The organism is Nonomuraea sp. bgisy101, from assembly GCF_057708945.1.
Window position 1 is genome coordinate 1 of sequence record NZ_JBYITD010000025.1, and the last position, 21,150, is coordinate 21,150.

20 protein-coding genes are annotated in these 21,150 nt (G+C 70.9%); 15 read left to right on the forward strand and 5 right to left on the reverse strand.

Translation table 11 applies throughout. The features are described 5' to 3' along the window. From AC3EO4_RS37365 to AC3EO4_RS37405, 9 genes are all read left to right on the forward strand, one after another. On the forward strand, positions 1–2,046 hold a 2,046-nt coding region (locus AC3EO4_RS37365), incomplete at its 5' end, for a right-handed parallel beta-helix repeat-containing protein (RefSeq protein WP_431900176.1). A gap of 4 nt (positions 2,047–2,050) precedes the next feature. Beyond that, the gene (locus tag AC3EO4_RS37370; protein ID WP_431900178.1) at positions 2,051–2,806 is read left to right on the forward strand and encodes a hypothetical protein; all 756 of its coding nucleotides are present in this window, start codon (positions 2,051–2,053) and stop codon (positions 2,804–2,806) included. A 16-nt stretch (positions 2,807–2,822) separates the two neighbouring features. Next, the gene (locus tag AC3EO4_RS37375) at positions 2,823–3,560 is read left to right on the forward strand and encodes a hypothetical protein (protein WP_379575307.1); all 738 of its coding nucleotides are present in this window, start codon (positions 2,823–2,825) and stop codon (positions 3,558–3,560) included. A 15-nt stretch (positions 3,561–3,575) separates the two neighbouring features. Further along, entirely contained in the window at positions 3,576–4,268 is a 693-nt protein-coding gene (locus AC3EO4_RS37380) for a nucleotidyl transferase AbiEii/AbiGii toxin family protein (protein ID WP_379575308.1), read from the forward strand. Between the two features lie 188 nt (positions 4,269–4,456). Beyond that, positions 4,457–6,223, forward strand: coding sequence for an ABC transporter ATP-binding protein (locus AC3EO4_RS37385; protein ID WP_431900180.1), 1,767 nt, complete (start codon positions 4,457–4,459; stop codon positions 6,221–6,223). Positions 6,224–6,874: 651 nt separating this feature from the next. After that, positions 6,875–7,870: a winged helix-turn-helix domain-containing protein gene (locus AC3EO4_RS37390; protein ID WP_379575310.1), complete on the forward strand. Its 996-nt coding sequence runs from the start codon at positions 6,875–6,877 to the stop codon at positions 7,868–7,870. Between the two features lie 46 nt (positions 7,871–7,916). Continuing rightward, positions 7,917–8,204 (forward strand): hypothetical protein, encoded by a 288-nt coding sequence (locus AC3EO4_RS37395; protein WP_379575311.1) that lies wholly within the window; start codon positions 7,917–7,919, stop codon positions 8,202–8,204. 64 nt (positions 8,205–8,268) lie between these two features. Continuing rightward, a complete protein-coding gene (gene hutU, locus AC3EO4_RS37400) occupies positions 8,269–9,918 on the forward strand; it encodes a urocanate hydratase (protein ID WP_379575312.1) in 1,650 nt (549 codons plus the stop codon). A 232-nt stretch (positions 9,919–10,150) separates the two neighbouring features. Then, the gene (locus AC3EO4_RS37405) at positions 10,151–10,969 is read left to right on the forward strand and encodes a MurR/RpiR family transcriptional regulator (protein ID WP_379575313.1); all 819 of its coding nucleotides are present in this window, start codon (positions 10,151–10,153) and stop codon (positions 10,967–10,969) included. Here AC3EO4_RS37405 and AC3EO4_RS37410 read toward each other — a convergent pair. From AC3EO4_RS37410 to AC3EO4_RS37420, 3 genes are read right to left on the reverse strand one after another with little or no spacing between them, the layout of a single operon-like run. Further along, entirely contained in the window at positions 10,949–11,698 is a 750-nt protein-coding gene (locus AC3EO4_RS37410; RefSeq protein WP_379575314.1) for an ABC transporter permease, read from the reverse strand. The two genes, AC3EO4_RS37405 and AC3EO4_RS37410, sit on opposite strands and share 21 nt — an antisense overlap. Further along, entirely contained in the window at positions 11,695–12,648 is a 954-nt protein-coding gene (locus tag AC3EO4_RS37415) for an ATP-binding cassette domain-containing protein (RefSeq protein ID WP_379575315.1), read from the reverse strand. Before AC3EO4_RS37415 ends, AC3EO4_RS37410 begins: the two co-directional genes overlap by 4 nt. Continuing rightward, positions 12,648–13,178: a PadR family transcriptional regulator gene (locus AC3EO4_RS37420; protein ID WP_379575316.1), complete on the reverse strand. Its 531-nt coding sequence runs from the start codon at positions 13,176–13,178 to the stop codon at positions 12,648–12,650. The genes AC3EO4_RS37415 and AC3EO4_RS37420 overlap by 1 nt, the downstream gene beginning before the upstream one ends. Positions 13,179–13,216: 38 nt before the next feature. Between AC3EO4_RS37420 and AC3EO4_RS37425 the strand changes: the two genes are divergently transcribed. The 6 genes from AC3EO4_RS37425 (at position 13,217) to AC3EO4_RS37450 (ending at position 19,167) form a co-directional block, all read left to right on the forward strand. Next, entirely contained in the window at positions 13,217–13,555 is a 339-nt protein-coding gene (locus tag AC3EO4_RS37425; RefSeq protein WP_431900183.1) for a hypothetical protein, read from the forward strand. Beyond that, positions 13,552–14,229: an SDR family oxidoreductase gene (locus tag AC3EO4_RS37430; protein WP_379575318.1), complete on the forward strand. Its 678-nt coding sequence runs from the start codon at positions 13,552–13,554 to the stop codon at positions 14,227–14,229. The genes AC3EO4_RS37425 and AC3EO4_RS37430 overlap by 4 nt, the downstream gene beginning before the upstream one ends. Before the next feature lie 129 nt (positions 14,230–14,358). Further along, the gene (locus tag AC3EO4_RS37435; RefSeq protein ID WP_431900185.1) at positions 14,359–15,549 is read left to right on the forward strand and encodes an allantoate amidohydrolase; all 1,191 of its coding nucleotides are present in this window, start codon (positions 14,359–14,361) and stop codon (positions 15,547–15,549) included. After that, on the forward strand, positions 15,546–16,871 hold the full coding sequence (locus tag AC3EO4_RS37440) for a formimidoylglutamate deiminase (RefSeq protein WP_431900186.1): 1,326 nt from the start codon (positions 15,546–15,548) through the stop codon (positions 16,869–16,871). Before AC3EO4_RS37435 ends, AC3EO4_RS37440 begins: the two co-directional genes overlap by 4 nt. Continuing rightward, positions 16,868–18,004, forward strand: a complete 1,137-nt coding sequence (gene hutI / locus AC3EO4_RS37445) for an imidazolonepropionase (protein ID WP_431900187.1) — start codon at positions 16,868–16,870, stop codon at positions 18,002–18,004. Before AC3EO4_RS37440 ends, hutI begins: the two co-directional genes overlap by 4 nt. Before the next feature lie 227 nt (positions 18,005–18,231). Next, positions 18,232–19,167, forward strand: coding sequence for a sigma-70 family RNA polymerase sigma factor (locus tag AC3EO4_RS37450; protein WP_379575322.1), 936 nt, complete (start codon positions 18,232–18,234; stop codon positions 19,165–19,167). 141 nt (positions 19,168–19,308) lie between these two features. On the opposite strand, the gene AC3EO4_RS37455 is transcribed toward AC3EO4_RS37450, so the two are convergent. Both AC3EO4_RS37455 and AC3EO4_RS37460 read right to left on the reverse strand, forming a co-directional pair. After that, positions 19,309–19,974: a class I SAM-dependent methyltransferase gene (locus AC3EO4_RS37455; protein ID WP_431900188.1), complete on the reverse strand. Its 666-nt coding sequence runs from the start codon at positions 19,972–19,974 to the stop codon at positions 19,309–19,311. A 74-nt stretch (positions 19,975–20,048) separates the two neighbouring features. Then, positions 20,049–20,987: an ABC transporter substrate-binding protein gene (locus tag AC3EO4_RS37460; protein WP_379575324.1), complete on the reverse strand. Its 939-nt coding sequence runs from the start codon at positions 20,985–20,987 to the stop codon at positions 20,049–20,051. Positions 20,988–21,150: the final 163 nt, after the last annotated feature.

Genomic DNA, 21,150 nt, shown 5'->3' on the forward strand with positions numbered 1-21,150 from the left:
ACCGGCCTCGCCGCCACCCCGGCGGCGGCCGCGCCGGCCCGCAACGTCTTCGTCGACTGCCAGGCCCCCGACGGCGGCTCGGGCGGGGACGCCGCCTCCGCGATCAACAACCTGGCCGCGATCAACGCGATGGAGCTCGGCCCCAAGACCACGATCAAATTCAGGGCCGGAACCGTATGCGTGGGCCGCCTGGAGCCGAAGGGCTCGGGAAGCGCCGCCCACCCGATCCTGTTCACCTCTTACGGCGAGGGCCCCAAGCCGATCATCCAGGGCGACGGCGGGGAGTGGGCCGTCCACCTGGTCGACAACAGCCACGTCACCATCGAGAAGCTGCACGTCACCAACCCCGCGCCCGTCACCGCCAAGCGGACCGGCATCCAGTACAACTCGACGACCCCCGAGCCCAAGGCCGGGCTCGTCCTGCGCGACCTGGAGATCTCCGACGTCGCGGGCTGGGGAAACAAGACGGGCGCCAACTCCGGCTGGTTCGCCTACTCCGCGGGCATCAGCGTCCAGGCGCTGCCCGAGGGTCAGGTCGGCTACCTCGACGGCATCACCGTCACCGGCAACTACATCCACGACACCGGTGGCGGCGGCATCAAGATCAGTCGCAAGGGCACGGACTACCACAAGAACGTCTACCTCGCCCGCAACACCATCCGCGCGGTCGGCGGCGACGGCATCGTCGTGCACGCCTCGGACCGGCCGCTGATCGAGCACAACCTGTTCGACGAGGGCGGCGCCGGCAAGTACCCCTACGTCGACGGCAACTTCGCCGGCATGTGGCCGATCAACTCGGTCGACCCCGTCTTCCAGTACAACGAGGTCACCAGGCAGCGCCCGACGATCTTCGACTCCACGGCTTGGGACTGCGACGGCGGCATCAAGGGCTCCTGCGTCTACCAGTACAACTACTCCCACGACAACGCGGGCGGGTTCTACCTGGGCTGCCAGAGCTGCACCGAGTTCCCCAACTACCGGGCGACCGCCATCCTGCGTTTCAACATCGCCCAGGACGACTGCAGGATCGCGGGCAACGCGGCGGGGGACAACGCCAGCCCGCTGTGGATCTACAACAACACCTTCTTCTGCGCCTCGCAGAAGGTGGACTGGGCGGTGCCGACCGGCAACTCCAGGATCGCCAACAACATCATCCACGCCCCCTCCGGCACCCTGCCGACGGCCGCGGGCATCACTTACGACGCCAACGTCTACCACGGAGGCGTGAGCGCGCCCGCCTCCGACGCCAGGGCGATCACCGCCGACCCGGGGCTCGCCGCTCCCGGCACCGCCACCGGCTACGGCGACGTGGACGGCTACAAGCTGCTCGCGGGCTCGCCCGCCCTCGGCTCGGGCTCCCTCGTCGAGGGAGTGGGCGGGCGCGACTACTTCGGCAACCCGATCGAGGGCGCCGTCTCGCGCGGCGCCTACAACGGTGCAGGCGTGCCGCCCGTGGTCCACGAGTCGATCGAGAGGGCCTACAACAACGTCGCCGTCAGCTCCGACCTCAACCCCAACACCGGCGGCTTCTCCACCAGCGGGCGCAGCTACTCGGGGCAGGGCCTGGAGAAGGCGGGGCTGGTCCCCGGCAGGACGGTCACCGTCCTCGGCGCGGACTTCGTCTGGCACCCCCGCCCGTACGGCTGGACCGACAACGTGAAGGCGGCGGGGCAGACGATCGCGCTCCACGGCCAGGGCGCCAGGCTCGTGCTCCTCGGGGCCGGGGCGTTCAAGGTGCGCGAGGGCGTCTTCAAGGTCGCCTACACCGACGGGACGGTGGAGGAGAAGACGGTGAGATTCGGCGACCAGTGGGACGCGACCGCGCCTGAGGGAGGCGTCGTCGTGGCCCGCGCGAGCTACCACAACAGGACCCAGACCAGCTACAAGAACCCGGCGACGGGACAGACCACCGAGTCGGGGGTGTCGGTGTTCGGCTACGCCGTGCCGCTCGACCCGGCCAGGACCGTCGCCACCGTGACGTTGCCCGCGGGCAGCCCGCTGGCCGACGCGGGCTTCCACGTCTTCGACATGAAGATCGCGAGCTGACGCCATGAGGAGCACCACGACAAGGGCCGCGCTCGTCCTGGCGGTCGCCGGTGTCGCCGCCCTGGTCGTGGTGCTCACCCGCGCCTGGTCCGCGGACGCCGCTCCGCCAGGCCCGCCCGCCTTCGCCGGGGTGTCCACTCCGCCGGGCCTGCCCGCCTCCGCCGGCGTTTCCGAGGTGCTCGGGATCCGGCCCGCGGACAGGGTCACGCTCGTCGAGGGCGAGCCGGTGGTGGGGGCCGAGGTGCTGAGGGCGGCCGACACCGTTCGCGCCGAGGTGATCTCCGAGTTCACGCGGCACGGCCTGGCGCTCGGCCCCGGCTTCTGGGAACGGCCGCACGAGGGGGTCACGCCGCGTCGGGCGCTCAGGGAGAGGGCGGTGCGCGCCGCCGTGCTCGACAAGGTCAGGCGGGTATGGGCACGAGAGGCGGGCCTGCTCGGCGACGTCAGCGAGGAGGGCTTCCAACGCGAGCTGGCCGCCGAGAACCGGCGGCGCGCCCAGGCCGCTCGCGAGGGACGGCCGCTGCCCGGCGTGCCCTCCTACGACCAGTACACCTACGCGGGCGTGCGCGCGGCCGAGCTCGACTCCGCGCTCAGCAAGATCCACGCCGCCGGGCTCGACCTGTCGGACCGGCGGCTGCGCGAGCAGTACGGGCGGATGGCGGGCAAGGACGCGCCGCCGTTCGAGCGGGCCCGCGAAAACGTCCGCCGCGCCGTGGTCGTTCAGGAGTATCTCAAGGCGCTGCGGGCCCGCGCTGGGTAGCCTGATTTACAGGTACATGGGGGACTGGGTCAGGGAACGGATCGTCGACACAGGACGGCTGCCGCTGTTCTGTTTCTTCGTCGCGCTCATCGTCACCTTCGTCGCCACCCGCATCAACGTCAGGCTGATCCGGGCCAAGATCGGCTGGTTCCGCAACATCAGCGTCGGCGAGATGCACATCCACCACGTCGTGTTCGGCGTGGTGCTCATGCTGATCGGCGGGGTCAGCGGGCTCGTCACCGCGGCCTCCGCGGTGGCGGCCGCGGTCTTCGGCATCGGCGCGGCGCTCGTGCTCGACGAGTTCGCACTCATCCTCCACCTGCACGACGTCTACTGGGAGGAGGAGGGGCGCGCCTCCGTCGACGCCGTCTTCGTCGCCATCGCGGTCACCGGGCTGCTGCTGATCGGGCTGCGCCCGCTGACCTGGGAATACGGCGGCGTCGCGCCCTGGTGGCTCCTGCTCGGCAACCTGGTGCTCGCGGTCATCACGCTGCTCAAGGGCAAGATCTGGACAGGGCTGGTGGGTCTGTTCGTGCCCCCGCTGCTGGTGGTCGGCGCGATACGGCTGGCCCGCCCCGCCTCGCCGTGGGCGCACTGGTTCTTCGCGGTCAAGTCGCCTCGCAAGATGGCCACGGCGATGCGCCGCGAGCAGCGCTGGCGCAGACCGGCGATCCAAGCCAAGATCGCGGTCCAGGAGTTCGTCTCGGGACGGCACGATCTTCCCTCGACCAGGAAGCGGCGTGGGCATAATTGAGGGCATGAGGTCCAGGTGAGACTTCCCGCCTTCCACGCGCGGCTGCTCGAGGCCACGCTGGACGCCCGCGAAGGCCACGGCCTGCTGCTGGCCGGCGGTCACGCGATGAACGCCCACGGGCTCACCGACCGGCCGAGCGACGACCTCGTACTGGTGACCGGCCACGGGGCCCCGGTGTCCGCGGTCGCCGAGGACCTGGCGGCCGAGCTGCGACGGCACGGTTTCTCCCTGACGGCCTTCGACGTGTCCGAGCGCGTGGCCCGGATGGTCGTGCGCGACGAGGTCAGTGGCGAGAGGTGCGCGGTCAGCCTGCTCAAGGAGGCGCTCAGGGACCGGCCGCTGACGCTGGAGCCGTACCGCCTGGTGGGGCAGGACGACGCCGTCGCGCTCAAGGTGCGGGCGCTGCACGGGCGGGGGCTGCCCAGGGACTTCATCGACGTCGCGGCGGCGGCCGAGCGCTACTCCTTCCGCGAGCTCGAACGCCTCGGCGCGGCGTACGAGGAGGACTGGCTGCTCGACGACCTGATCCAGCGGCTTGAGAGCGTCGACCTGCTGGCCGACGAGGCGTTCACCGCCTACGGCGTCGACGAGGAGCGGCTGCACGAGATCAGGCGGTTCGCCTACGCCTGGGCCGAGGAGATCAAGCTGCGCCGCGCCGACGACGGCGACGCCGAACACGACGTCCCTGACGTCCCCGAGGTCGACTGAGCCGAGCGTCAACTGTAGTTGACATACTGTGGTCGTCAATCTAAGTTGACGGGTGCGGAATCCATGCGCTCGCGCGTTGCACCCACCAGAGGCGCCAATCAGGGGAATGTGGGTGATTTCCCTGAGCGTGCGCCCAGGCGCGGCGACGCAGGATGTCAGTGGACTTGTCTGATCGGGACGGAGTGACGGTGAGCGGCGACAACCGCGAGACAGGGCAGGGCGCCGATGGGGAGAAGTCACCCGTCAGGCTCCTGCTGGCCTATATCAGGCCGCACAGGAAGATCTTATTCGCAGGCGGGTTGCTCGGCCTGGTGGGCTCGGCCGCGGGACTGGCGATGCCACTGCTGGCCAAGTACGTCGTCGACGCCTTCGGCGCGGAGCGGTCGATGGCGGGCCCGCTGGTCGCGCTGACGATCGCCGTCGTCGTCGGCGCGGTCGTCTCCGCCGGCGGCACGTACCTGATGGAGCGCACGGGCGAGGGCATCGTGCTGAGCGCCAGGCGCAGGCTCGTCGCCAGGATGCTGCGGCTGAAGGTCGCCGACGTCGACCGGCTCAAGCCCGGCGACCTGCTGTCCAGGGTCACCGGCGACACCACTCTGCTGCGTTCGGTGCTCACCAACGGCATCGTCGACTCGATCGGCGCGGTCTTCATGCTGGTCGGCGCGATCGTCATGATGGCGCTGATGGACGGCGTGCTCCTGCTGGTCACGCTGCTGGTCGTGGTCGTGATCGGCGGCATGACCGGGCTGATCATGCCGCGCATCCAGAAGGCGCAGCACCAGGCCCAGGAGGCCGTCGGCGAGATGGGCGCGGTGCTCGACAGGGCGCTGCAGGCCTATCGCACGGTCAAGGCGAGCGGCGCCGAGGAGCGTGAGGTCGAGGTCGTCGGCGCGGCGGCCGTGCAGGCGAGGGACCGAGGGCTGCAGGTCGCCGGATGGACCTCGCTGGCCGGGGTCTCGACGTGGATGGCGGTGCAGATCGCCTTCCTGTGCGTGCTGGCCGTGGGCGGCGCTCGGGTCGCCTCGGGCGCGCTGGAGGTCTCGGCGCTGATCGCCTTCCTGCTCTACCTGTTCTACCTCGTCGCTCCGATCGGCCAGCTGGTCGAGGGCGCGGTGCAGCTGCAGAACGGCCTGGCCGCGCTCAAGCGCATCCGCGAGATCGAGGACCTGCCGGGCGAGCCGGACGGCCAGGCCGTGGCGGTGGGGCAGGCCGGGGGCGACCCCGTGGGCCTGCGGTTCGAGGACGTGGTGTTCAGATACGGCGAGGATCGCGCTGCCGTCCACGACGGGGTGAGCTTCGAGGTGCCCCCGGGAGGGCTGACCGCGCTGGTCGGACCGTCGGGCGCGGGCAAGTCCACGGTGTTCGCGCTCATCGAGCGCTTCTACGAGCACCAGGAGGGCCTGATCACGGTAGGCGGCGTGGACATCCGCGACTGGCGGCTGGCCGACCTGCGGGCCGCGCTCGGCTACGTCGAGCAGGACGCGCCGGTGCTGGCGGGGACGCTGAGGGAGAACCTGCTGTTCGCCGCGCCCGAGGCCACCGAGGAGGACCTGCGGGGCGCGCTGACCCGCACCCGCCTCGACGATCTGGTGGCCAGGTTGCCCGAGGGGCTCGAGACGCCGGTGGGACACCGCGGCGTGCTGCTGTCCGGCGGCGAACGCCAGCGCGTGGCCATCGCGAGGGCGCTGCTGCGCAAGCCGCGGCTGCTGCTCCTGGACGAGGCCACCTCGCAGCTCGACGCGGTCAACGAGCTGCGGCTGCGCGAGGTGATCGCCGAGGTGGCGACGGAGACGACGGTGCTGGTGATCGCGCACCGGCTGTCCACCGTGACCAACGCCGACCGGATCGTGGTGATGGAGTCGGGCGGCGTGCGAGCCGTCGGCACGCATGCCGAGCTGGTCGGAAGCGACGACCTGTACCGCGAGCTCGCGGCCACCCAGTTCCTCGTTTCATGATCGTTGATCGTTAACGATCTGGACGGGTTCCGGACATCCGGAACCCGTCTCCTGTTATGGAGGGAAACCGACGGTCGGGTCGGGCCCCGTCACGGTGTCCGGCAGGGGCCGCTGCATCCTCGTCCAGGCCAACGTCTCCGACAAGAACGCCAACACTGGGCCAACTACACCAGCCCGGTCTTCCACTGCGGGTGATTTGCTACGTTCCTCCCCTTTGGGAGTGAAGCGATTGGCAAGGATCGGTATCGCGGGGTGCTGCTCGACGGGTCGGCCGTGACGCTCACCGGCAGCCCCGCGATGGCCGCGAAGGGCCCCTGAAGCTCCATGGCAAGGGTCGACGCATCGCCACCTCGGCCGTCATCCAGCCCGGCAGCGACGAGGCCGTCAGGGCGACGCCCGGCTTCCACCGCTGATTCGTGTGTACGGCTCGCGCGGACCGTACGGCTCCTGGAGACTCCCCTGTATCGCCTCCAGAAACCGTTGTTGTGGACGAACCGAATGCCCCCTCAGGCGAGATCAAGTCCAGCACTCCGCGCGGCGAAGTGTCATGCAGTTTCAGTCTCACCCGAATAACCCAGCTATACCGGGATATATCGGGTCGACAATTTAATTTTCAGGCTTTTGCAAGCGCCCGCGGGAAGACTGCCACCCATGGCGGGCGGCATATTGCGGATCATTTTCACCGGTGACGATCTCGCACGCGTGCGGATCGCCGCCAGGGCCGACCCGCTGTGGGAGCTGGTGGCCAGCCTCCACCGCTTCCAGGCGGGCGACGGCGGCGCGGCCATGACCGAATGGCGGCGCAGGGCGCGGGCCGGCCTGGCCGAGGCAGGGCTACTGCAGGACGTGCGCAGGCTGCTCGTGCCGCTCGCCCCTCGCGCGGCCTACTTTCCCGACTTCCTCACCCCGTTCGCGGCGCAACAGGGCCTCGAGGAGGGCATCCAAGCCATCATCGATACGCCGAGCGCCAGGGTGCGGCGCGAGCTCCACCTGCTCAAGACCGGGCACGGGCTGCCGTCGCACCTGGAGAGCCTCGCGAGCGACCGCGAGGCACTGCGCAGGGTGGCCACGGTCGCGGCCGGATACTTCCACACGGCGCTCGGCGAGCACTGGGGCGAGGTGGAAAGGGCCGTCGGCCAGGACCGCGGCACCAGGGTCAGGCACCTTGCCGAAGGCGGGGTCGAGGGCATGTTCAACCAGCTGTCGTCCTCGATTCGCTGGCGCGCCCCCGTGCTGGAGGTCGACTACCCGGCGGGCGACCGCGAGCTGCGCCTGCGCGGGCGGGGGCTGACGCTCATCCCCTCCTACTTCTGCAGGAACGCCCCCGTCACGCTGGCCGACCCCGGCCTGCCGCCCGTGCTCGTCTACCCCGTCCCGCGCACCGGCGTCAGCGAGCGGGGGACAGGAGGGGACGCGCTGGCCGAACTGCTGGGCAAGACGAGGGCGGAGGTACTGCGGTGCGTCGCGCTCGCGCCCGGCTGCAGCACCACCGAGCTGGCGCGTCGCGCGGGCGTGCCCGTCTCCAGCGCCAGCGAGCACGCCAGGGTCCTCCGACAGGCGGGACTGATCGCCAGTACCCGCCACGCGAACCTCATGCTGCACCAGACCACCGAGTCAGGCGACGCGCTGCTGCGCGGCACCCGCTGACATCCAGGGATTCTGAGCTCTGTCACTCTTGATCTCGGGAGGTCGTATGTCGCTGTGGAAGAAGATCGGCCTGGGCCTGGCGGCCGCCGTGGTGCTGTTCATCGTCGCCCTCGTGGTGGCGGTCCTCGTGCCGGGCGGGTGGAAGTTCTCCCTTGTCGTGCTGGGTGTGCCGGCGGTGGCGGGCTGGATCTGGTTCCAGGTGATCATGGAACACGACCCGTCGTCCCGCCGTGAGGAGATGCCGCCTCCCGGCTCCCGCTGGGACGAGCGCACCGAACGGTGGCAGCCGCCGCATCCCCCTTACCGGCGACCAGGCGAGGGCGGGGGTCGGTGAGGGGGGCAGGCGATGTACTCTTCGAGTGACATAGATGAATATGTTCATTCAGGAGGGAAGAGGCATGAGCCGTACCGTGCGCGCGCCGCGAGGCACCACGCTCACCGCCAAGGGCTGGCCGCAGGAGGCCGCGCTCCGGATGCTCCAGAACAACCTGGACCCGGAAGTCGCCGAGCACCCCGAGCAGCTGGTCGTCTACGGAGGTTCGGGCAAGGCCGCGCGCGACTGGCCCTCGTTCGACGCCCTGACCCGCACGCTCACCACCCTCGAGGGTGACGAGACGCTGCTGGTGCAGTCGGGCAGGCCCGTCGGCGTGTTCCGCACGCACGAGTGGGCGCCGCGCGTGCTCATCGCCAACTCCAACCTCGTCCCCGACTGGGCCAACTGGGAGGAGTTCCGCCGCCTCGAGGCCGCGGGCCTGACCATGTACGGCCAGATGACGGCCGGCTCCTGGATCTACATCGGCACGCAGGGCATCCTGCAGGGCACCTACGAGACGTTCGCCGCCGTGGCGGACAAGAAGTTCGGCGGCTCGCTGGCCGGCACCATCACGCTGACCGCGGGACTCGGCGGCATGGGCGGCGCCCAGCCGCTGGCCGTCACCATGAACGGCGGGGTTGCCATCTGCATCGACTGCGACCCGCGCAGCGTCACCCGCCGCATCGAGCACCGCTACCTCGACGTCGAGGCCGCCACGCTCGACGAGGCCCTGCGGCTGGCCTATGAGGCCCGCGACCAGCGCAGGCCGCTGTCCATCGGCGTCGTCGCCAACGCGGCGGAGGCCGTGCCCGAACTGCTGGCGCGCGGCGCCGAGATCGACATCGTGACCGACCAGACGTCGGCGCACGACCCGCTGATGTACCTGCCGCTCGGCGTCGCCTTCGACGACATGGCGGCCGAGCGCGACAAGGATCCTGCCGGGTTCACCGCCAAGGCGCGCGAGTCGATGGCCAGGCACGTCGAGGCCATGGTCGGGTTCAAGGACGCGGGCGCCGAGGTCTTCGACTACGGCAACTCCATCCGCGGCGAGGCGCAGCTGGCCGGCTACACCAGGGCCTTCGACTTCCCCGGCTTCGTGCCCGCCTACATCAGGCCGCTGTTCTGTGAGGGCAAGGGCCCGTTCCGCTGGGCGGCGCTCTCCGGCGACCCCGCCGACATCGCGGCGACCGACCGGGCGATCCTCGAGCTCTTCCCCGAGAACGAGGCGCTGGCCAGGTGGATCAGGATGGCGGGGGAGAAGGTCCACTTCCAGGGGCTGCCCGCCCGGATCTGCTGGCTCGGGTACGGCGAGCGGCACCTCGCGGGCGAGCGCTTCAACGACATGGTGGCCTCGGGCGAGCTCCAGGCGCCGATCGTCATCGGGCGCGACCACCTCGACTGCGGGTCCGTCGCGTCGCCGTACAGGGAGACGGAGGCGATGGCGGACGGGTCGGACGCGATCGCGGACTGGCCGCTGCTGAACGCCATGCTGAACACGGCGTCGGGCGCGGCGTGGGTGTCGATCCACCACGGCGGCGGGGTCGGCATCGGGCGCTCGATCCACGCGGGCCAGGTGACGGTCGCGGACGGGACCGCCCTGGCCGGGGAGAAGCTGAACAGGGTCCTCACGAACGACCCGGGGACGGGCGTCATGCGGCACGTGGACGCGGGCTACGACGAGGCGGCGGCGGTCGCCGACGAGCGCGGCGTCCGCATCCCGATGCGCGAGTCCTGACCTCCCTCCGGTCTCGCCCGGGCGCCGGAGCCCGGGCGAGACCGGCCCGGTCCGCGGCCCCTGGAAGAGCGGCCCCTGGAAGAGCGGACCCTGGAAGACGGGTGCCGCCGGCGGGGCGCGGCGGCTCCAGGCCGCCGACAGGGCCGGTTTCCCGATCTCCGAGAGGGGCCGGAGGGGAAGGGGTTCCTGGCGGGCGGGAAGGGGTTGGACCGGTCAGCGTGTTGGAGGTGGCGTGAGGGACGGACTTGAAGGGCTCCTGGACGGCAGGCGTCTGTCGCCGGTGCAGCGGCGGATCGCGCACTACCTGTCCGACCATCTGGACGAGGCGATCTTCCTGTCCAGCGTGGAGCTGGCGGAGCGGGCGGGCGTGAGCCAGCCCTCGGTGACCAGGTTCGCGATGGTACTGGGCTTCGGCGGCTATCCCGAGTTGAGGCAGGCGCTGCGGCCTCTCGTGCTCGGCGGCAGGCCGGAGGGCGGCAGCCTGCTCAAGGGCGCGATCGACGACGAGATCCGCAACCTCACCCTCATCCGCGAGCGCCTGGCGGGCCTGCCGCTGAAGGAGCTCGGCGAGTCGCTGGCCGCCACCGAGCCGCTGCCCGTGCTGGGACTGCGTGTCTCGTCCGGGCTCGCGACCACGTTCGCCTACTTCGCCAGGCGCGTCCACCCCGACGTCCGCCTGCTCGTCCACGGCGGCTCCGAGCTGGTCGACGGGTTGCACGCGGCGCGCAGGGCGGGCGCGGAATGGGTGGTGGCGGTGGTCCTGCCGAGGTATCCGGCGGAGGTCGTGCAGGCGCTGGAGTACGCGGGCAAGCTGGGCCTCAAGACCGCCGTGATCACCGACAGGCCCGGCTTCCCCGCCGACGTCGTGCTGGACGCGCCGGTGGGGGAGCGGCTGGTGTTCGACTCGCACGCGGCGCCGCTGGCTCTGGCCATGGCCCTGGTGGAGGCGATGGCGGACGCGGCGCCGCTGCGGACGCAGGCCAGGCTGGAGGAGTACGAGCGCATGACGGAGGAGACGGGGACCTTCCAGTCAGCCGGCGAGCCTGCGTAGGGAGCGGACGGACCAGGTGACGGTCAGCGCGGCGAGCGCGAGCATGACGCCGAACGCCAACGGGATGGACGCGTCGCCCAGCGAGCCGGCGAACAGTGCGCGACCGGCCTCGACGGGGTGGTAGAAGGGCGTGAACCAGGCGATCCTCTCCAGCCAGTCGGGTCCGAGCGCCATGGGCAGCAGCGCGCCCGACAGCAGCATCAGCGGCAGCGCGAAGAACTGCATGATCTGGCCCATCGCGTTCTCGTCGCGCAGGCCGAGTGCCAGGCCGTAGGCGACGCCGGAGGCGAACAGCCCGGTGACGCCGAGCAGAAGCAGCATGAGGATCAGGCCGAGGACGCCGATGCGCAGCCCCATCAGCAGCGCGATGAGGATCACCGCGAGCGACTGGATCATCAGCGCGACCACGTCGCGCAGCATCCTGCCGAGCACGATCGCGGGCCGCCACGTGGGACTGACCGCGATCCGCTCCAGCACGCCGCTGCGGATCTCGTAGATGGTGCCGTAGGCGACGCCCATCGAGCCGAACAGCGCGGTGATCACCAGCATGCCGGGGGCGAAGGAGGTCAGGGCCTTGCCGAGGTCGCCCTGGAAGGCCATGCCCGCGTAGAGCGGCGCGAACAGCAGCAGGTACATCACCGGCTGCATGATGCCGAACAGCGGCCAGATCGGGTTGCGCAGCGTGTTCCTGACCTCGTGGCCGAAGAACAGCGAGGTGTCGCGGATCATGCGGCGGCTCCGGTGTCGCGCAGGGACCGGCCGGTCTTGGCCAGGAAGACGTCGTCGAGCGTGGCCCGTTCGAGGGCGATGGAGCGCAGCGGGAGCCCTTCGGCCTCGAGCGTGCGCAGGAGCGGCGGCAGCGCGTGCTCGCCGTCGTCGACGTAGACGCGGAGCATGTCGTCGTCGACGCGGGTCTGCTTCGCCATCGGGCCGAGCACGGTCGCGGCCCGCTCCAGTTCGTCGAGCCTGAGCGTGACCACGTCGCCGGACACCGACCGTTTCAGCTCCGCCGGGGTGCCCTCGGCCACGACGACGCCGTGGTCGACGATCGCGAGCCGGTCGCAGAGCGCGTCGGCCTCCTCCAGGTAGTGCGTGGTCAGCAGGACGCTGGTGCCCTGCTCGCGCAGTTCCCTGATCCTGTCCCACAGGTTGGCGCGGTTCTGCGGGTCGAGGCCGGTGGTCGGCTCGTCGAGGAACAGCAGCGGCGGGGTGTGGACCAGGCCGAGGGCGATGGCGACGCGGCGCTTCTGACCTCCCGAGAGGGTACGGCCCGGCCGGTCGGCGATCTCGGAGAGGTCCATCTTCTTGAGGATGTCGTCGGCGGCCCGTGCTGGTTCGGGCACACCGTAGATCTTGGCCGCGAACACGACCTGCGCGCGGGGGGAGTTCTGCTCCTCCACCCCGCCCGCCTGGCTGACGTAGCCGAGCCTGCGCCTGATCTGGCCCGGCTCCTTGACCAGGTCGTACCCGGCGATCCTGGCGGTGCCCGCGTCAGGGGCGATGAGGGTGGCGAGCATTCTGATCGTGGTGGTCTTGCCGGCGCCGTTCGGGCCGAGCACGCCGTAGATCTCGCCGCTCTTGACGTCCAGGTCGACGCTCTTGACCGCCTCGACGGTCTGCGTGCCTTTCCTGCTCTTGGTGACGAAGGTCTTCTTTAAGCCTTGCGCACTGATGATCATCAGGGGAGGTCTCCTTCTTCGACCTTTTCGATGGCTTCCCGTACCCAGGTGAGCTGGGCGTTGAGCATGCCGATGTTCAGCCGCAGGTTCTCGTCGACGTGCCGGGGGGCGCCGAAGGCCTGCTTGCTGCCCAGCGCCCGGTTGAGCATGGCGATCGACCTGGTGAGCTCATCGGCTCTGGTCCGCAGCGCATCCTTGAGCATCGGCCTGTCGAGCCTGTCCATGAAGGTCATGGCCACCTGGAAGGGGTCGACGATCGGCCTGATCTCGTACCAGAGCGTCATGAGCAGGCGGTGGAACTCGAACCGGCCGTCGTCGGTGATCGCGTACACGGTCTTGCCGCCCTTGCCGCTCTCGACGACGTCGAGCAGTCCCTCGTCCGCCATCTTGCCGAGCCCGTGGTAGATCGAGCCGAAGGCGACGTTGGCCCACTGGTCGGTGCCCATCATCTCGAGGCGGCGCCGTACCTGGTAGCCGTTCATCGGCTCGTCCAGCAACGTGCCGAGGATCAGAACCCGCGTTGTCTGCACACTCAAATTTGAATACAAACTTGAGTATGGTGTCAACCATGAAGGAGATCGTGAGAGAGGACGACGGCGCCCTGCTCGGCTATGTCGGGCGGGTCGAGGGCGGCTGGCAGCCGATGACCGTCTTCGGCTACCCCCTGGGCCCGGCGGCCGGGCAGGACGCGGCCGAGGAACTCGTCAGGCGCGAAGGGCTCGACAGGCTCGCCGGCCGCTGGGAGTTCCGTTCCGGCGGCGAGTGGTACTCCTGCGTCCTGCAGGAGGCCGACCTCGCGCGGGTGCGCGTCAGGCCGACCGATCCCGGCTATCCGGGCCACGAGCACTCGCTCGAGCTGTCCAGGCCGGGGACGGGCGAGCTGCGGCCCCTAGGCTGGCGGCCATGAGAACCGCACTGATCACAGGGGCTTCGAGGGGTGTGGGCGAGGCGATCGCCAGGGCGTTGGCGCCCACCCACCGGCTGATCCTGGGCGGCCGCGACAGGGCCGCGCTGGACGAGGTGGCCGCCGGCCTGCCCGACGCCCGGGTATGGCCGGTGGAGCTCGCCGAGGTCACCGAGCGCGACGTTGAGGGCATCGACCGGCTCGACGTGCTCGTGCACAGCGCGGGCGTGGTCACGCTCGGGCGCGTCGAGGACACCCCCGCCGAGGTGTGGCGGCGGACGATGGACGTCAACGTGATCGCCGTCGCCGAGCTGACCAGGCTGCTGCTTCCCGCCCTGCGGGCGGCGGGCGGACACGTGGTGCTGATCAACTCGGGTGCCGGCCTGCGGGCGAACCCGGGATGGGTGTCGTACGCGGCCAGCAAGTTCGCGCTGCGCGCCTTCGCCGACGGTCTGCGCCTCGAAGAGCCCGCGCTGCGGGTCACGAGCGTCTATCCCGGGCGCGTCGCCACCGACATGCAGCGTGGCGTGCGGGCGCAGGAGGGCGGCGCGTTCGAGCCCGAGAAGTACCTGGAGCCCGAGACCGTGGCCAGGGCCGTGGTGGCGGCGATCGACGCGGGAGCCGACGCCCACCTGACCGAGCTCACCCTGCGCCCCAGCGAGGGCCCGGTCTCCTGACGCGCCGACCGCGGAGGGTCCGTGGATCCGCTCGGGAGCGAAGCCGGCTCAGGGAAGCCGGCGCGGCGGATCCGCGGATGACCCGGGGTGTCGGAGTGGGTGAATGGATTCATTCACTAGAGTGAAGGCATGCTGGATGAACTCTCGCGTATCGGACGGGATCCCGCGACCAACGGCTACGTGCGGGACGCGTGGTCGCCCGCTGACATGGAGTTGCGGGAGTGGTTCCGGCAGGAGGCCGCCAACCGCGGCCTCGGCCTGCACGACGACCGCAACGGCAACCTGTGGGCCTGGTGGGGTGATCCGGACCGCGAACCCGGCGTGGTCACGGGCAGCCACCTCGACTCCGTACGGCAGGGCGGCGCGTTCGACGGCCCCCTCGGGGTCGTGTCCGCCTTCCGCGCCCTCGACCTGCTGAGGGCCAGGGGCTTCACCCCGTCGAAACCGGTCGGCGTCGCCTGCTTCACCGACGAGGAGGGCGCCAGGTTCGGTGTGCCGTGCATGGGCTCGCGGCTGCTGACCGGCGTGCTCGACCCCGGGAGGGCCAGAGGCCTGATCGACGACGACGGCGCCTCCATGGCCGAGGTGCTGCGCGCGGCCGGCCGGACGCCGGAGGACCTGGGCAGGGACGACGAGACCAGGGCCAGGATCGGCGTGTTCGTCGAACTGCACGTGGAACAGGGACGCGGGCTCGCCGACCTCGACGAGCCCGTCGGGGTGGCGAGCGCGATCTGGCCCCACGGCAGGTGGCGGTTCGACTTCCACGGCGAGGCCAACCACGCCGGGACGACGCGACTCGAGGACAGGCACGACCCGATGCTCGACTACGCCCGCGCCGTCCTGCAGGCGCGCGAGGCGGCGGAGAAGCACGGGATCGTGGCGACGTTCGGCAAGGTACGGGTGTCGCCGAACAACGCCAACGCCGTCCCCGGGCTGGTCTCCGCGTGGCTGGACGCCAGGGGCGGCGCCGAACCGGCTGTCAGAGCCCTGGTGGAGGAACTGTCCGACGGCAGGAACGTGAGCGAGGAGTCGTGGACGCCCGTCGTCGACTTCGAGGTGCCGCTGCGCGACCGGCTGGCCGCCGCCGTCGGCTCCGCCCTCGCTGACGTGCGGTCGGCGGGGCGGCGTCCCGCCCCCGTGCTGCCGACAGGCGCGGGCCACGACGCGGGCATCCTCGCGGCGGCGGGAGTCCCCGCGGCGATGCTGTTCGTGCGCAACCCCACGGGCGTCTCCCACTCGCCGAAGGAGCACGCCGAGGCCGACGACTGCGCCCACGGGGTCACCGCCCTCGCGGGCGTGCTGGAGGAACTGGCGCGATGACCGTTTACTGGTGCGAACTCGCCCTGCTCCCCGAGGGCGTCGCCGACAGCGTGCTGATCGAGGTCGAAGGCGATCGGATCGTCTCGGTGGGCAGGGACGTCCGGCAGGGGGTCGTCCTCGAAGGGCTGACCATCCCCGGCATGGCCAACGCCCACTCCCACGCCTTCCACCGGGCGCTGCGGGGCGCCACCCAGACGGGCAAGGGCGACTTCTGGACGTGGCGCGAGCAGATGTACGAGGTGGCGGGCGCGCTCGACCCCGACTCCTACCTGAGGCTCGCCAGGGCGGCCTACGCCGAGATGGCCATGGCGGGGATCACCAGCGTGGGCGAGTTCCACTACCTGCACCACGGGCCGGACGGCGTGCCGTACGACGATCCGAACGAGATGGGGCACGCGCTGATCCAGGCCGCGCGAGAGGCGGGCCTGCGCATCGCGCTGCTGGACACCTGTTACCTGACCGGCGGGGTCGGCACCGCGCTCCAGGGGGCGCAGCGGCGCTTCGGCGACGGCACCAGCGACGCGTGGGCGGTCAGGGCCGAGGGCCTGGCGGCCGCCTACGAGGGGCGGCACGACGTCGAGATCGGCGCGGCCATCCACTCCGTCAGGGCCGTGCCGCCGGAGCAGATGCCGACGGTCGCCGAGTTCTCCCACAAGCACGCGGCCCCGCTGCACGCGCACGTCTCCGAGCAGCGCGCGGAGAACGCGGCCTGCGTCGAGCGTTACGCCGCCACGCCGGTCCAGGTGCTGCACGAGCACGGCGCGCTCGGCCCCCGCTCCACCGCCGTCCACGCCACCCACCTGGCCGAGGTCGACCTCGAACTGCTCGGCCACTCGGGCACCCACGTCTGCATGTGCCCGACGACCGAGCGCGACCTCGCCGACGGCATCGGTCCCGCCCGCGCGCTGTTCGACAGGGGTTCGCCGATCACGCTCGGCTCCGACAGCCACGCCGTCGTCGACCTGTTCGAGGAGGCCCGCGCGGTCGAGCTGAACGAGCGCCTCGCCAGCGAGCGGCGCGGCCACTGGCGCGCCTCCGAGCTGCTGACCGCCGCCACCTCCGCCGGTCACGCGTCGCTGGGCTTCCCCGACGCGGGAAGCCTCGTCCCCGGCGCGTGGGCCGACCTGGTCTCCGTGCGCCTCGACTCGGTCCGTACGGCGGGTGCGACACGCGAGAGCGCCGTGGAGACGATCGTGTTCGCGGCGACGGCCGCGGACGTGCACAGTGTGATCTCGGGCGGTCGGAGGATCGTCACCGACGGCCGGCACGAGCTGGGAGACGTCGGGCGGATGCTGAACGAGGCGATCGGAGCGATCAGGTGAGTACCCTCATCGACGGGATCGGCATGCTCTTCGACGGGCATGTCGAGCACCTCGACGCCGCGGTGGTCGTCGAGGGCGAGCGGATCGCCTGGGTGGGCCCCTCCAGCGAGGCGCCCGCGTGCGACGAGCGCCACGACGTCGGCAGGAGATGCGTCATCCCCGGCTTCGTCGACAGCCACGCGCACCTGGTCTTCGCCGGTGACCGCACGTTCGAGTTCAACGCCCGCATGTCGGGCCAGAGCTACACCGCGGGCGGCATCCGCACGACGGTCGAGGCGACCAGGTCGGCGGGCGAGGCGGAGCTGGCCACGCGGGCGGCGTCGCTGGTCGAGGAGATGACCGCCCAGGGCACGACCACCGTGGAGATCAAGAGCGGTTACGGGCTGACGGTCGAGGACGAGCGGCGCTCGCTGGAGATCGCCACCTCGCTGACCGACGAGACGACCTATCTGGGCGCGCACGTGGTGCCGGCCGGCGCCGACGCCGACGAGTACGTCAGGACCGTGACGGGTGAGATGCTGCGGGCCTGCGCGCCGTACGCCAAGTGGGTGGACGTCTTCTGCGAGCGGGGCGCGTTCGACGGCGACCAGACGCGCGAGATCCTCCAGGCGGGGATCAAGGCGGGGCTGCTGCCGCGCGTGCACGCCAACCAGCTCACCGAGGGTCCCGGCGTGCGGATCGCGGTCGAGCTAGACGCGGCCTCCGCCGATCACTGCACGCACCTGACGGACGCCGACGTCGACGCGCTGGCCTCCTCCAACACGGTGGCCACGGTGCTGCCGGGAGCGGAGTTCTCCACGCGTTCGCCCTATCCCGACGCGCGCCGGCTCATCGACGCGGGCGTCACCGTGGCGATCGCCACCGACTGCAACCCCGGGTCGTCGTTCACCTCGTCGATGCCGTTCTGCGTGGCGCTGGCCGTACGGGAGATGGGGATGACGCCGATGGAGGCGGTCAGGGCCGCGACCTACGGAGGGGCGAGGGCGCTGCGCCGCGACGACATCGGGCTGGTGCGCGCGGGCGCGCGGGCCGATCTCGTCGTCCTGGACGCGCCGTCGTTCGTGCACCTGGCCTACCGGCCGGGAGTGCCCCTCGTGCGGCAGGTGTGGCGGGCGGGGGAGCGGGTGCGTTAGGCCTGCGATTCATCCTGTGGTTGGAGCCGCCGTACCTGGCTCGACCTGCGGCGGGGACGGCGGATCGGCGCCGGCCCCGCCGCTTTTCGCTGGGCGGGCCAGGCGTTTCTCATCCCTGAGGAGGAGCTGCAGAACCGTCCTCTGGTCGTAGTTCTTTTGGGAATCTTTGCTTCGGGTCGGACGTTGCCGGGATATAGAACGCAGCTGCGGGAACGAGGTGCCTGGGGATGGCAAGGCCTACGGGGAATCGCACGCAGGAGGTCGCCGATCGCGACCTGCTCGGGACCTATCTGGCGGAGATAGGCAGGGTCCCGCTGCTCACCGCCGAGGAGGAGGTCGAGCTCGCCAAGCGGATCGAGGCGGGGCTGTTCGCCGAGCAGCTGCTCGACAGCGGGGGCTCGGAGCCGCGGATCGGGGACGCGGCCGACGAGGAGCTCGAGCGACTGGCGATCTCGGGACAGCGTGCGAAGGACGAGTTCATCCAGGCCAACCTGCGACTGGTGGTCGCGGTGGCTCGGAAGTACTCGGGGCGGGGGATGCCGCTGATCGACCTGGTCCAGGAGGGGAACCTGGGCCTGGTGCGGGCGGTGGAGAAGTTCGACTACCGGCGGGGGTACAAGTTCTCGACCTACGCCACCTGGTGGATCAGGCAGTCCGTGGGGCGCGCCATCCACGAGCAGGCCCGCCCTGTGCGGCTGCCCACCCACGCGGGTGAGCAGATGACGAGGCTGATGCGGGTACGGCGCGACATGCTGGCGGAGTTCGACGCCGAGCCGACCGACGACGACCTCGCGAAGGTGCTCGACCTGCCGATCGAGCGGGTGCGCGAGCTGCGCCGCTGGGCCTCCGACCCGGTCTCGCTGCAGCTCGGCGTGGGCGACGAGGACGAGACCGAGCTGGGCGACATGATCGCCGACGAGACGTGGGCGGACCCGGAGCAGCAGGCGATCGACATCCTGGAGCGCGAGCGCCTGGACGAGTGGCTGACCGGGCTCGAGGGCCACACCAGCGAGATGCTGCGCTGGCGCTACGGCCTGCTCGACGGCCGCGAGCACACGCTGACCGAGGTCGGCGAGCGCTACGGCATCGGGCGCGACCGCGCCCGCCGGATCGAGCGCGACGCGCTGGCCAGGCTCCGCAAGATGGCCACCGCCGCCGCCTGAGACCGCCTTCCACCGGCCCGCGCCTTCACGGGGCCGCAGGCTCGGCAGACCCCGGCCGCCGACCGCCCGCACGGTTCGAACCGCGGGCGCGTGGCCGGGGTCTTTCGCGTTCGAGCGCCGCCGGCTCCCGGCGCCGCGCGGCTAGCCCGTGAGGGGACGGCCCGCGTAGCGCAGTCCCGTGGCCTGGATCAGGCCGGCGTCGATCGCGTCCCGCTCCTCGCCGCCCCCGCGGTCGGTGAAGAAGTACGGCCCGCGTTCCATCGCCACGGGCTCGAACCAGCGGCCCAGAGCCGCCTCCTGGTCGGCTCCCGTGTGCAGGCCTTCACCGGAGGCCCAGCCGCCGACATAGGCCGCCCACGACAGCCCTGAGGCCTGCCAGCGGTCCCTGTGCGACCTCAGCCAACCGTGTTCGTTCTCGTTCTCGGGCGAGGGCGCCCGCAGCCGCTCGAAACACCAGCGCGCGGTCGCCTCGTCGAACAGCTCCCGCGCCCACTCGACGACGACGAACGCGCCGCCGGGCCGCAGCGCGCCCGCGACCCTGCCGAACACCTCGTCCAGGTCCTCGACGTGGTGCAGCGAGGCGCAGGCGACGACGGCGTCCACCTGCCGGGCAGGCTCGTACTGCTCGAACAGCGTCCGGTGGTACGGCGGGCCCTCGGGCGCCTCGGGATCGACGCCCGCCGCGCCGTACCCGAGGGACAGCAGGCGGGGCACGAAACCGCCGGAAGGGCCGCAGCCGATCTCCACCACGTGGGCGGGCGCGGGCGGCAGGTGGTCACGGACGAAGGACCAGTGGTAGTCGTTCACACCTGCGAGCATCGGGCGGGCACGCCATGAGGACAACTGCGGGTCGGACAGACCGGCCATGCATGGGGCGCATGTCAGGTCAGCGGCGTCAGGTACTTGTCCAGGTCGTCGAGGATCTTCCCGGCCGCCGTGACGCCGATGCCGAGCATCCACACCTCGTCGTCCACGTTGTGCGCGTTGCCGGACGTGACCGCGCCGAGGTTCTTCCAGAGCGGGCCGCCGGTCACCTCGGCCTGGCTCTTGGCCGCGGCGTCGCCGTACGCGCTGTAGAAGAGGGCGTCGCCGTCGGCCTTCGCGATGTTCTCCTGGCTCAGCTTGCCGAACCGCTTGTCGTCCTGGTCGGCGAGCAGCTGCGCCTCGGGACGCTGGACGCCCGCGTCGCCGAGCACGATGCCGCTGAAGGACTCGGGGCCGTACATCCTGATCTCGGTGGGCATGAAGCGCACGAGGCTCACCTTCAGCTTGGTGAACTTCGCGCCGACCTGCTTGGCGCGCTCCTCGTAGGCCGACATCAGCTTCTCCGCCTCGGCCTTCCTGCCCAGCGCGTCGGCGTCGAGGAGGAAGTTGTCCTTCCAGGTGATGCCGACCTTCTCGGTGTACACCGTGGGAGCGATCCTGCTGAGCTTGTCGTAGAAGGCGGCCTGGCGGAACTTGGTGCCGAGGATGAGGTCGGGCTTGAGCGCCGTGATCGCCTCCAGGTTCGGCTGCTGGAGGGTGCCGACGGACTTGGTGGCCGCCAGGGCGGAGCCCAGGTAGGCGGGCCACTTCTGGCTCTCGCCCGCCTGTGCGGCGCCGACGGGGGTGAGGCCGAGCGACACCATGGTGTCGAGCTTGTCGGTGTCGAGGACGACGACCCGCTTGGGCGCCTCGGGGACCTTCGTCTCGCCCATCGCGTGCTTGATCGTCCGGGTCGGTCCTGTGGCCGCCCCTTCGGGGGTGGAGGCGCCGCACGCGGTGAGCGCGAGGGCGGACAGCAGGGCGGCGGCCGTGAGCCCGGCCAGACGGAACGTCATCACTGGTTTCCTTGATCGCTTAGGTAAGGCAACCCTAAGTGTAGTACTGGCCCGTCCGAAACACTCGCGAAACACCAGAGTGCGGAGTTTCACGCATGCGAAACATGTGAGGTAAAGCCACGAAACGGCAGAAGAAGACGCTGTGGCCACACGTCAGTGCGCT